Origin of the sequence: Brevibacillus sp. SAFN-007a, from assembly GCF_051967035.1 — a bacterium.
Taxonomy (GTDB): Bacteria; Bacillota; Bacilli; order Brevibacillales; family Brevibacillaceae; genus Brevibacillus.
In genome coordinates this window covers 113705-125396 of sequence record NZ_JBQCKK010000001.1, presented here as the reverse complement: position 1 = coordinate 125396, position 11692 = coordinate 113705, and the positions used below count along the sequence as shown (strand labels likewise).

The window sequence follows — 11692 nt, the reverse complement described above, 5'->3', positions numbered from 1 at the left end:
AAAACCCGCTCCTCGAAAAAGGAACGGGTCGTCATACGGCGTCGTTTTTAGTGTTTGTTCATTCCAAGCGAGTCCGACACATCATGCTGCATGTGCGCGTATTCATCTACGCCGCTCTGCATCTGCTCTTGGATCCTGTTGAGTTGTCGGTAATTGAGCTTGTTGTGTCCTTGGTTCAGCTGAACGTACAAACGCTGGTGGAACTGGTCTTTGTAGCTACCTCTGGGCATGGTAGACATCTGCAAAGATTCCTCCTTCGATCGCCGTATGCATACAGTATGGCGCCCCGCATCTGGCCTTATGATGCCAAGATTTACAGCTCATGGCCGCATCTGTGTCGAGAAACCATATCAGGTGGAGGTGCCTGATCCGGTGCGACGCTTACCAGCCGCTTTCTTGCTCGTCACTCTTCTCGCCGTCTTCTGCCTGAGCCTGACGCATCCCGCCGAAGCGAAGGGCAAAGAGCCGATTACGGTGTCTGTCTCGGTCTCGCCAGCCTCGCCTTTTCACTCTACGCTCCGCTTTCCCGCCCCGCATTCGTTCGTCAAGCGGCTGTTTGCCGCGAAAAAGGTGGCGGCCTTCGTGAATCCTCACTGGGTTCGCGCCACCCTGACCGTCAACAAACACTCGTTTGTGTACGACCACGACGGGCATTTGTTCGAGAGCAACAAGCCGCTGCAATATCTGTTGCCGACCGATGTGCAGCGGCGCATCGAGGAACTGGTCGCCCAGGTGGAGCGGGTGCATTATGCCAACGCGACACCGTGGGAGCAAGTCAAACACACCTTCGGACGCATGGCCTACGCCACCGTCATCGACCTGGAGACAGGCGAGCGGTTCCTCGTCCAGCGCCGCGCAGGCAGCAGGCATGCCGATGTGCAGCCGCTGACGCGCACGGATACGCAGACAATGAAAAACGTGTACCAAGGCAAATGGAGTTGGAAGCGCAGGGCGATTCGGGTCGAGGTCAACGGTGTTTCTTTTGCCGCTTCCATGCACGGCATGCCGCACGGGGCAGGGGCGATTGCGGGCAATGACTTTCCCGGCCATTTTTGCATCCACTTTTTCGGAAGCTCGACCCATAAACGCAAGGAACCCGATCCCAGCCACAGTCTGATGATCCAGAAAGCGTCCGGCTCTCTGGCGACGACGATCATGGGCGCTTCTGCCGAGGAACTGGTCGGCTATTTCCTCACCGCCCTGCATGAACAGGACAGCCATGTGTTGCACATGACGACAGACGGCTTCACGCTGCCTGCCCGGCTGGCGGATGTCGAATCCGTCCGCAAGACCGAGATCGTCATTCCCGCTGACGAACGGGGGCCGTTGCTCTCGGAAGTCCATGTCCATCTGACCTATTTCACGCCGGACCACCACGAAAAAAAGGAAGAGTGGACATTTGTGCTGCGCCGTTCCACGCCGTGGGACAGGTGGCGGATTACCGCGCTTGACTTGTAGCACGTAACGAGCCGCGAGCAGCACAGCAAAAAGCCGACCATCCTCCTGCGGGAGCGCCGGCTTTTTGCTCTGGTTTTTATTCGCTGTCCAATTGAAACTCTCCGTACGTCGACAGCACGCTGTTGTACTCTGCGAGATTGCGAATGCGGATGCCCCGCTTCAAGCTCTCCAGCTCTTCTTTGGGCAGGCTCGCTTCCATTTTCGCCGTATTGATCCGGTAAAAGGTCTGGATGACGTCCTGCTCCGCGGGCACCCCGTGAAACAAGGTCAGCATGCCGTCCGCCGACAAGCCAAAATGGCCGTTCGCCTTGCATGCAGGAGAAATGTCCTGCTCCCGTTTCATCAGAATCATTTGGCTCGGACCGGCTGCCACGATCTCCCAGCCTTTATAATCCCCGATCACTTCCGGCAAATGCCCGGCCGCGATCGGCTGACGCTCTTCATCCCGGACGCCGCACAGATAGCTGCGCGCAAGCACCATTTCATACGGCTTTCCTGCCACGGCTGCCGTCTTGCCGACGTCTGCATGCAGCAGTCCGATCAGCCCGTTCACCTTGCCTCCGCTGCCTGTCAGCAGGATGCCCACGACGACACCTGTGAGCAGCGCTGCGCTCCACGATGCGTACACCATCCATTTTTCCCGCATGGTTGATGAACCCCTTCTTATGCCTTTTTTCCTAGTTTTGCCATATTCGAAGGGGCACATACGCGAATCTCTCAAGGATTCGTAATTGGCGAGAAATGGATCGAGGGCAAACGACAAATCGAGCCAACCTTCTCTCTTTTTTGTCAATGGGGAAAATTTCATCATCTTTCCCTGCAATTCTCTACCAATTGCTAGATTCTAGTGATAAACTATTTTTGCTTGGCATTTATTGCGAATTTATTGCGAATTTATGGAGGGCAATCCAAACATGCAAAAAGCAAACAAACCATCGCTGGCCGCTTTTCTCCTCAGCACCACGTTCGTTGTCAGCGCTCTCGCTTTCCCCGTCACCCCTGCCAACGCCGAAACCGGCTCCACCCTGAAGCTTCGCCTGCTTGAGACAACCGATCTTCATACCAACATCGTCAACTACGACTATTATCAAGACAAATCCACAGATGAGTTTGGCTTCGCCAAAACCGCTACGCTGATTAAAAAAGCGCGGGAAGAAGCCAAAAACAGCATCCTCATCGACAACGGCGATCTGCTGCAAGGAAACCCGCTGGGCGACTACGTGGCCAAAATCGATCCGCTGCAAGACGGCGAAACCCACCCCGTGTACAAGGCGCTGAACCTGTTGAGCTACGATGTCGGCAACATCGGGAACCACGAGTTCAACTTCGGTCTGGAGCATCTCGATCGCAGCCTGAAGGGTGCGAAATTCCCTTATATCAACGCCAACGTCTACATCGACGACAAGGACAACAATCCGGCCAACGACAAAAACTTGTTCACTCCCTATCAAATCCTTGAGCGCACGTTCAAGGACGAAAGCGGAAAAGAAGTAACCTTGAAGGTCGGCGTCATCGGCTTCGTTCCTCCGCAAATCATGCAGTGGGACAAAGCCAACCTGGAAGGCAAGGTGATCGCGAAAGACATCGTGGAAAGCGCGAAAACGTTCATCCCTGTGATGAAGCAAAAAGGCGCCGACATCATCGTCGCGGTTCCCCACTCCGGCATCGGCCCGGTAGAACCGGCAGCCAACCTGGAAAACGCGAGCTACCAGCTGAGCAAAGTAGAGGGCATTGACGCGATTCTGTTCGGTCACTCCCACCTCGTGTTCCCCGGACCCGACTTCCAAAACATCCCCGGCGTTGACGGCGAAAAAGGCACCATCAACGGCAAACCGGCTGTCATGCCTGGCTACTGGGGCAACAACCTCGGCGTGATCGACCTGACGCTGAAACAGGAAAACGGCAAATGGAAGGTCGCTGATTCGGTTACCAAAACGATTCCGATTTACGACAAAACGAACAAGACTTCCCTGGCCGATGCAGACCAGGCCGTTCTCGATGCGGTAAAAGAAGACCACGATCACACAGTGGAGTGGGTGCGCTCCGCCGTAGGGAAAACATCTTCCCCGATCTTCAGCTACTTCGCCCTGGTGCAGGATGACCCGTCCATCCAGATCGTCACGAATGCACAAAAATGGTTCGTCGAGAAAAACATCAAAGGCACGGAATACGACGGCATTCCGGTTCTGTCCGCAGGGGCTCCGTTCAAGGCAGGTGGCCGCAACGGCGCAACCTACTACACCAACATCCCGGCGGGCACAATCGCCATCAAAAACGTATCGGACCTGTACATCTATCCCAATACCTTGAAGGCTGTCCTGATCGACGGTTCCCAACTGAAAGAATGGCTGGAGCGCTCCGCAGGCCAATTCAACCAGATTGATGTGAAGAAAACGGAAGAACAGCCGCTCATAAACGAAGCGTTCCCTACTTACAACTATGACGTGATCGATGGCGTAACCTACCAGATCGACGTGACACAGCCATCCCGATACGCGGTTGATGGCAAGCTGGAAAACAAAGACGCGAACCGCATCAAAAACCTGTCCTACAACGGCAAGCCAGTCCAACCGGAAGACAAGTTCATCGTCGTCACCAACAACTACCGCGCAGGCGGCGGAGGCAACTTCCCCGGTCTGGACGGCAAGAACATCGTCATCGATTCTCCGGATGAAAACCGCCAAGTAGTGATCGACTACATTCTGAGCCAAAAAGACATCAATCCGGCAGCAGACAACAACTGGACGTTTGCGCCTATCAAAGAAAAAGTCAACGTAACCTTCACTTCTTCGCCTGACGCGAAGCCGTTCGCAGAAAAATTGTCCAACCTGAAATTCATCGGCCAACTGGAATCCGGCTTTGCCAAGTTCTCCATCGATCTGTCCAAGTCAGCTTCCAAGTAAGCATGGCGTTTCCCATGAAAAACATCCCTCTTGCAAAGAAAGAGGGATGTTTTTTCCGTAATCGCGCAAGCGCACGTTTATCCAACAAAATGATATTCTCCCCACGGCGAGCGCTGAAAGATGCGCTCCCCGTCATTCAAAAATTTTTGCCGGTTTTGGGCAAGTCTTCCCTCTAGCATCACAAGCTGCAGGACCCCGCGCATATGGTAGCCTGGTCGCCTGCTGTACAATCCTGTCACCTCGCGCAAAAAATTATCGGGGTAACGAAGCAGTTGATGAACCGTCCAGATTTGCGTGTCGCTCAAGTAATTGACATTGCTGTACGCTTCCATGGCTTCCACAAACGATTCCATGCGATAGTCCTGCATCAGCAGCATACGCGACATCAGCTGGACGAGATCGACGAGCTGGATGTCGTGGCCGACCGTATCCAGGTCGATGAGATAGCAGCTTCCTCGCTGGGTGAGCAAAAAGTTGTGGCTCGCAACGTCACGATGCGCAAGCGTCCCTCTCTCCATGGCCGCGAACATTTCCGGCGTCAACGGCAGCTTGTAGGCAGACTGCAATAGCTGCTGACCGTCGCGCAACACTTCATCGGCAGCGTGAGCGATGATTTGCTCCAGCTTGTTTTGCGGGCCGTTTTGCTCGATCATCCAAGTGAGACGCTCGAAGTATTCCAGGCGGCTCTCCCATTTGTCGAGCAAATTCGGCTTGCCTTCGTACGCATACGAGTGAGAGACGGGAAAGCCTTGCGCCGCGACATGAAAACGAGCCAGTGTCTCCGCTGTCTTTTTCACGTCGTAGAGGGACGCGTTATCGGCTTCCTCGCCGTCGATCAGCTTCATGATCGTGTAATAACGATCTTCGAACGGAAAGATTTTGGCCCCGTCCGTATCGGAGACGTAGTGCACCGTGTGAATAAAGCCCTTTTGCCTCAAGGCGTCGGCTAACTCCGTGACCCATACTGCCTTCTCCACCTGCTTATACCCTTTGAGGATCCAGTGTCCCCGGTCTGTTTTGAGCAAATTGACGTTCCTCTTCGGCTTAACCCCATGCACCTGACAACGAAACGCTTTTTCGATCGCCGGTATGAGTCCTTTGTTCATAGCCGTCCCTCTCAGTACGAAGAGGATTCATCGAGTCCGTCTCCCCAGTTTGGCCATGCGCCTTGTTCGGGCATGGAGGCGACGCACTGGGTAGGGGGAAGCATCATGTTGTTGGGAAACGGCTGCGGGCCACGGCTGCTTTTCACGCGTCTGCGCTTTCTGTACACCGGGCTGGCCGAAGAACACTCACATGATGACGATGATTCCACTTGTTCTGGGCATGCAGGCAACTTCGCATGAGGCTGTCTTGGCAGAGGCGGTGGATATGGCATCGGCATGGGCGGATGCGGTGGATGCATCGGCGGTTGCGGATACAGTGGCAGTGGACGCATCGGAGCCATTCCGAATGGGATCATCCCCGGAAATGGCGGCATGGGCTGTCCCGGTCCTGCGAACGGCCTTGGCCACGGTCCTGGCCCCACGTGCTGCGGGCTGAGCTGCTGCCTTCCCGGCTGCTGCGGCCAAGGCATTCTCGGAGCTGCGCACGGCGGGCAAGGTCGCACAGGCGGGCATGGCCGAAACTGTGGCGCAGGCGGCAGCGGTCTCATGTGCTGCTGCGGATGTGCCGGCGGCATCGGGCGCATCTGCGGCGGTGGCGGCGGCGAAAACGGCCTCACCTGGGCTGGCGGTCTGTTTGGCTGAATCGGAGCAGGCGGGCATGGCGGGCACTGGATAGCAGGCGGTGTCTGCGGCTGAAGCGGCCTGATCTGTGTAGGCGGCAGCAGCGGTAGATTCGGCATCGGGATGTTCGGCGGGCTGGGAGGCTGGTAGATATACGGGCTTACCTGCGTTGGCTGCACGGGCGGAACGGTGGGCCGGGCTGGCATCGTTGGCACTGGTGGCCTCTGCGGTTCCAGGTTGAGATTCGGTCCAGTCGGCGCTTTCGGAACGACCCTCTCCGGCAGCGTTTTCGGTGTAGGTGTAGGTGTAGGCGTTGGCCGGATCGTCTCTGGCGACACAGACGGGGCTGGCGAAGCCGGGGGCCTCTCCTTCGCTGGCGGCGTATGCGGAATCTCCGAGCTTACTCGTGGTTTGGATTCCGACTCAATCCGTACCTCCTCTTCTTCTTCCCGCTCAATCGGACGCCGCTCAATCTGCATCGGCACGTCATCCGACTCTGGTTCGGTAATCGGTCGTTCTTTCACATATGGAGCCGCCTCGCTCATCGGGTGAGGCGTTGTTCGTGGCTGTGGCCTGACAGGAACGCGCTTTGCCGGAATTTTGATTCTCGCTCCTGGATAGATCGTGTCGGGAGTTTTGATCTGGCTGTTCAAGCGCAGCAGTTCCTTGTAATCGACGCCGTATTTTTTGGCGATCTTCCACATGCTCTCGCCTTTTTGTACGATGTGAATCCTCATGTTTCTCCTCCCTCGCGTGAAAACTCCCTACCATGGTATGCACCCATGGGCGTTTTGCTCCTTTACGCCTTTGCTTTCTTGAGCGAGGGAGAAAAAAGCAAGAAGCCAATTTCTACAAATTGGCTTCTTGCAGGTAAAACGGATACGTTCCCAACTGGCGCACCTGACAGCCGATCGCTTCAATCTCGGCAAAGGCTCCCGGCAGCAGAACATCGTCCATTTTTTGCTCGATATCAATGACAAAATAGTAGCTTCCCAATCCCTTTTTCGTCGGGCGGGATTCAATCCGCGACAGGTTCAGCTTTCTCCAGGCAAACGCCGCCAGCACCTGGTACAAGGCCCCCGGAAAGTCTTCCGGCAGCGTGACGAGAATCGTCGTCTTTTCGCGCGCAGACGCCGGCAGCGCAAGCGGCTCAAGACCGACGAGCACAAAGCGGGTGTAGTTATTCGAATAATCTTGAATTTGCTCGCGCGCGAATTCCAGCGGATAAATGTCCACATTCAGCCTGGTGCCGACAGCGGCCCATGGTTCTTCGGGATGCTCGCTCACGGTTTTTGCTGCAAGCGCTGTGCTGTTTACGTACTCGATCTGGGCGTGCGGCAAGTTTTCCCGCAAAAAGTTGTGACTTTGGGCGATCGCTTGCGGATGCGACAAGACCTTCGTAATGGCAGACAGCGGCAATGGCTCGTTTCGTTTTGCCACCAGCAGGTTTTGCGTAATGGGCAGCGCCAGCTCGGCCATAATCGGCAGGTCGACTTCGTGAATGAGCCAGTCCAGGGTGGAATTGACAGTTCCCTCGATGGAATTTTCCATCGGCACGACCCCGAATGCCACTTCCTTGCCGGAAACGGCGTTCAGCACATCGATAATGCTCGGGTACGGAACGAGCGAGATCGGCTGGTCTTGTACGAAAGCCCGAGCCGCCTCTTCCGTGAACGTTCCGCGTGGTCCGAGAAAAGCGAGTTTCTTCTCCATGCGTTCTCCTATCCACTATGTTCTATCTCTGATGGATTTCTACTTGTACGCCATTGTCGTCCGGCTGCAAAATCAATTCACGGTAGGCAATGCCGTGTCCGTTCATTACCCTGTCCACGAATGCGCTCAACTGCCTCTTCTCCTCCTCGGAAGAAAAGAAGCAAAGAATCGTAGGCCCCGCGCCGCTCAGGGCAGCGCCTATGGCACCGTGTTCCGTCGCTTTCTCCAGAATTTCCGTCAAGCCTGGAACAAGTTTGGCGCGATACGGTTGATGCAGCCGATCCGACATGGCCCGTCCCATCAGGTCGAGTCTGCCCTGTGCCAATGCGGCAACGAGCAAACTGCTATGTCCCACATTATATACAACATCTTCTTTGCTGTACACCTGCGGCAGAACGTGGCGCGCTTTTTGCGTCTCCAGCATAAAATCCGGGATGATCGCGAGCGCTTGCAGGCCGACGGGGGGAGTGAAACGGACATACGGCACAGTCTCTCCCGCTTCCTGTGGCATAGTCGCCACGATGATACCGCCAAACATGGCGGCCCCTACATTGTCGGGGTGCCCCTCCAGCGCTGTCGCCCGGTCGAACAGCTCTTCGCGGGTAAACGGCTCCCCGGCAAGCTGATTCGCCGCCACCAGCGCACCGACAATCGCTGCGGCACTGCTTCCCAGCCCGCGCGTCAGGGGAGCTTCGCTCGATGCCCGTATCGCAAGCCCCGGTACTGCCAGCCCGGCTTCGGCAAACAAACCGGCGGCTACCTGATACAACAGGTTGCTCTTGTCCGCCGGGGTTCCTTGCAGCTCCTTGCCAACCAGCTCGACGGTTGTCCGCTCACTGATTTCCATTTCCACGACCGAATACAGTTGAAAAGCCATTCCCACAGCATCGAAGCCCGGACCCAGATTGGCTGTGCTTGCGGGAATCGTTACTTTTACGCGCTGTCCGCTCATGACGCGACTTCGCTCCCGCTCTGGCGAACCAGCTCCATGACGGCCTCGTGTGTCGCAGGCACCGAGCGCGGCTCTTCTCCTACGAGCTTCAGGGCGATATTCGGGTCCTTCAAGCCATTTCCGGTCAAGACGCAAGCTACTTTGGCCCCTTGCGGAAGCTTCCCGGCCCGATGCAGCTTGATGATGCCCGCCAGCGAAGCGGCAGATGCCGGCTCGCAGAAGACGCCTTCCGTTTTCGCCAAAAGCTGGTATGCCTGCATGATTTCCTCATCGGTCACGCTGTCGACGAGTCCGCTCGATTCGGCGATCGCCTTCAGGGCGCCCTCCTTGCTTGCCGGGTTGCCGATACGGATGGCCGTTGCGATCGTCTCCGGGTTGGGGACAGACTGTCCGAGCACGAGAGGCGCCGCTCCCGCCGCCTGGAAGCCGTACATATGCGGCAAGCGGCTGGATTTGCCCGCTTCCTTGTACTCCTGGAAGCCTTTCCAGTAGGCGGTGATGTTTCCGGCGTTGCCAACGGGAATCGCCAAGATGTCCGGAGCGTCAGACAAGGCGTCGCACACCTCGAACGCTCCTGTCTTTTGCCCTTCGATCCGGTACGGGTTGACGGAATTGACGAGCGTGATCGGCTCTTTCGCGGTAATGTCGCGGACGATGTTCAGCGCCTCGTCGAAGTTGCCGTCGATGGCGATCACTTCCGCGCCATACGCAATCGCCTGCGCCAGCTTGCCCAAAGCGATGTTGCCGCTCGGAATCAGCACGATGCAGCGCAGGCCGGAGCGTGCAGCGTAAGCAGCGGCGGCAGCCGACGTATTGCCGGTGGAAGCGCACATGATCGTGTTGCTGCCTTCCTCTACTGCCTTGGCGACGGCCATGACCATGCCCCTGTCCTTGAACGAGCCTGTCGGATTCAGCCCCTCGTATTTCACGTACAGCTCGACGCCAAGCTGTTTGGACAGGTTGGGCGCGTGAATCAACGGTGTATTTCCTTCGTGCAGGCTGATGAGCGGCGTCTTGTCCGTAACCGGGAGAAACTCCCGGTAGCGCGCGATAATGCCAGATTGTCGATCCGCATTCATTCTTTGTCTCCCCCTTCTACCCGGTAGCAGCTTGCAATCTTGGATACGATGTCCATTTGTTCCATGTAGGCAATGACTCTGTCCATGTCGCTTTTCGCAGCCAAATGCGTCACCATGATGATTTCCGCTTCGCCGCCCTTGCTGTACGGCTGCTGGATCACTTGCTCCAGGGAAATGTTTTTGTCAGCCAAAAGCTGGGTGATCTGCGCCAAAACGCCGCGCTTGTCTGCCACCACGATCCGCAGAAAATATTTCGACTGCTTTTGGCTGTCGTCCTTGAGGATTTTTTCCTTGTACGGCGCGACTGTTCCGCGTCCGTTCACCCCCAGCTTGCTGTTTTTCACGACCGTAACGAGGTCGGACACCACGGCAGTTGCCGTTGGAAGCTCGCCTGCGCCCGGCCCGTAGAACATCGTCTCGCCAACCGCTTCGCCATGGACGTACACCGCATTGAACACGCCGTTGACGGAAGCCAGCGGGTGCGATTTGGGCACCATGGTCGGCTGCACGCTCACTTCGATCGCTTCGCCATCGCGCTTGGCCAGACCCAACAGCTTGATTTCGTAGCCCAACTGCTTGCCGTAGGCGATGTCTTCCTTGCTTACCGAGCTGATTCCTTTGACGTCCACGTCTTCGAGCTTCATCGGCACGCGAAAGCCGAGTGTAGCCAGGATGGCCATTTTGCGGGCAGCGTCGAAGCCTTCCACGTCAGACTCGGGATTGGCTTCCGCGTATCCCAGGGCTTGCGCCTCTTTCAACACGTCGCTGTAGTCTGCTCCCTCCTGACTCATTTTGCTCAGGATGTAGTTGGTCGTCCCGTTGACAATGCCCATCATTTTTGTGATGCGGTCAGAGGAAAAGCCTTCCACCAGGGCGCGCAAAATCGGAATGCCGCCTGCCACGCTCGCTTCGTAAAACACATCGCAGCCTTTTTCCTGCGCCTTGTTCAAGATTTCGGCTCCGTGCAGCGCCATCAGGTCTTTATTGGCCGTCACCACATGCTTGCCGCGTTCCAATGCCGCGAGAATGTACTCCCTCGCCGGATGAATGCCGCCGATGACCTCGACGATCACCTCAATGTCCGGATCATCCAGAAGCTCAGCAGGCTCTGTCGTCAGCCGATTTTCCAGGGAAGAAATCGTGCGGGATTTCTCTCTGTCCTGCACAAGAATTTTCGCGATCTCAATTCCCAGACCTGTCTGCTTTTGCAAATCGTCCTGATGCGCCTGGATGATGCGGACAACTCCTGTTCCGACTGTGCCAAACCCCATTAACCCCAGCTTGATGCTTTCTTTCTCCATGGTTTCTCTCCTCCTACCCTTCGTTTACCCTCTACCGACGATCATCGCTTTGCGAACGCCGGGGATTTCTTGCAAGCTCTCCAGAAATTCCGTGCTGGATACGCGCAGGTTGGCCATATCGACAGACATGGAAATGTTGGCAACCCCCTGCAACGGAATCGTCTGATTGATCGTCAGGACGTTCCCGCCTTGCTCTGCTACATACGTAAGCACCTTGGACAAGTAACCGGACATGTGCTCCAGCGAAAACGTGATCGTCATGATCTTTTCGCTCATCATGGCATTGAAGGGAAAGATACCGTCCTTGTATTTGTAAAAGGCGCTTCGGCTCAGCCCTACCCGCTCCACTGCCTCATTCACGGTGTCCACTTCGCCGGACTCCAGCATCTTTTTCGCTTCAATCGTCTTCACGATCGATTCCGGTAAGATGTCAGATCGTATCAAGTAGAACTTTTCGTCCCGTTTCACGCGTAATGTCCTCCTGAGAAAAACAATTGTTTCTGCATAGAGGACATTATAACGGATCGCGCGCGCAATGACAATCCTTGGCCGCCTCTTT

11 protein-coding genes are annotated in these 11692 nt (G+C 56.1%); 2 read left to right on the top strand and 9 right to left on the bottom strand.

Annotation, left to right across the window (positions count from 1 at the left end):
• Positions 1-47: 47 nt before the first annotated feature.
• On the bottom strand, positions 48-239 hold the full coding sequence (locus ACTHO6_RS00600; protein WP_440238283.1) for a hypothetical protein: 192 nt from the start codon (positions 237-239) through the stop codon (positions 48-50).
• A 133-nt stretch (positions 240-372) separates the two neighbouring features.
• On the opposite strand from ACTHO6_RS00600, the gene ACTHO6_RS00595 reads away from it, so the two are divergent.
• Complete coding sequence (locus tag ACTHO6_RS00595) at positions 373-1458, top strand: hypothetical protein (RefSeq protein WP_440238281.1); 1086 nt, start codon at positions 373-375, stop codon at positions 1456-1458.
• A 76-nt stretch (positions 1459-1534) separates the two neighbouring features.
• On the opposite strand, the gene ACTHO6_RS00590 is transcribed toward ACTHO6_RS00595, so the two are convergent.
• Positions 1535-2104, bottom strand: a complete 570-nt coding sequence (locus ACTHO6_RS00590) for a BofC C-terminal domain-containing protein (RefSeq protein ID WP_440238279.1) — start codon at positions 2102-2104, stop codon at positions 1535-1537.
• Between the two features lie 268 nt (positions 2105-2372).
• On the opposite strand from ACTHO6_RS00590, the gene ACTHO6_RS00585 reads away from it, so the two are divergent.
• Entirely contained in the window at positions 2373-4361 is a 1989-nt protein-coding gene (locus tag ACTHO6_RS00585; RefSeq protein ID WP_440238277.1) for a bifunctional 2',3'-cyclic-nucleotide 2'-phosphodiesterase/3'-nucleotidase, read from the top strand.
• Positions 4362-4438: 77 nt separating this feature from the next.
• Here the strand turns inward: ACTHO6_RS00585 and ACTHO6_RS00580 are convergent, their stop codons facing one another.
• From ACTHO6_RS00580 to ACTHO6_RS00550, 7 genes are all read right to left on the bottom strand, one after another.
• Complete coding sequence (locus ACTHO6_RS00580; protein WP_440238275.1) at positions 4439-5467, bottom strand: phosphotransferase; 1029 nt, start codon at positions 5465-5467, stop codon at positions 4439-4441.
• An 11-nt stretch (positions 5468-5478) separates the two neighbouring features.
• A complete protein-coding gene (gene safA, locus ACTHO6_RS00575; protein ID WP_440238273.1) occupies positions 5479-6825 on the bottom strand; it encodes a SafA/ExsA family spore coat assembly protein in 1347 nt (448 codons plus the stop codon).
• A gap of 112 nt (positions 6826-6937) precedes the next feature.
• Positions 6938-7801, bottom strand: a complete 864-nt coding sequence (gene pheA / locus ACTHO6_RS00570; protein ID WP_440238271.1) for a prephenate dehydratase — start codon at positions 7799-7801, stop codon at positions 6938-6940.
• A 22-nt stretch (positions 7802-7823) separates the two neighbouring features.
• Positions 7824-8753 (bottom strand): homoserine kinase, encoded by a 930-nt coding sequence (thrB, locus tag ACTHO6_RS00565; RefSeq protein WP_440238269.1) that lies wholly within the window; start codon positions 8751-8753, stop codon positions 7824-7826.
• Positions 8750-9832 carry a threonine synthase gene (gene thrC / locus ACTHO6_RS00560; protein ID WP_440238267.1) on the bottom strand — a complete coding sequence of 361 codons (1083 nt, stop codon included), beginning with the start codon at positions 9830-9832 and terminating at the stop codon, positions 8750-8752. Before thrC ends, thrB begins: the two co-directional genes overlap by 4 nt.
• On the bottom strand, positions 9829-11133 hold the full coding sequence (locus ACTHO6_RS00555) for a homoserine dehydrogenase (protein ID WP_440238265.1): 1305 nt from the start codon (positions 11131-11133) through the stop codon (positions 9829-9831). Before ACTHO6_RS00555 ends, thrC begins: the two co-directional genes overlap by 4 nt.
• A gap of 24 nt (positions 11134-11157) precedes the next feature.
• Positions 11158-11601, bottom strand: coding sequence for an ACT domain-containing protein (locus tag ACTHO6_RS00550; protein ID WP_440238263.1), 444 nt, complete (start codon positions 11599-11601; stop codon positions 11158-11160).
• Positions 11602-11692: the final 91 nt, after the last annotated feature.